Consider the following 284-nt stretch of genomic DNA (forward strand, 5'->3'; position numbering starts at 1 on the left):
TGCGTCACGGTCGCGGTGGTCTCGCCCGCATCGATCGTTGCGAGAAGACCATTCGCCCAGGTCAGCGCCACCACATTGCCCGAACGGTCCTCGATCCTGGCGAGGACGAACCGGGTGCCGTATCGCTCGTAGGTCTCGATCAACGTTTCGCCGCGCACGACGCGGAGCCGGTCGCCCGATTCGCGCGTGATCGTGCACGACTCGACCGGGTCGCGATGCGGCTGACCCGGTCTCAGGGCCGGATAGACGAGGCTGCGCCCCGACGCATCGTGATAGACGAACGC

The 284-nt window shown here is 66.9% G+C and carries 1 protein-coding gene; it reads right to left on the reverse strand.

Features of this window, described 5'->3' with window-relative positions; all coding sequences use genetic code 11:
• The coding region (locus ACV22V_RS32690) for a hypothetical protein (protein ID WP_448016869.1) at positions 1 to 284 on the reverse strand (284 nt) is incomplete at both ends.

Source organism: Burkholderia sp. AW33-5 (assembly GCF_053427615.1).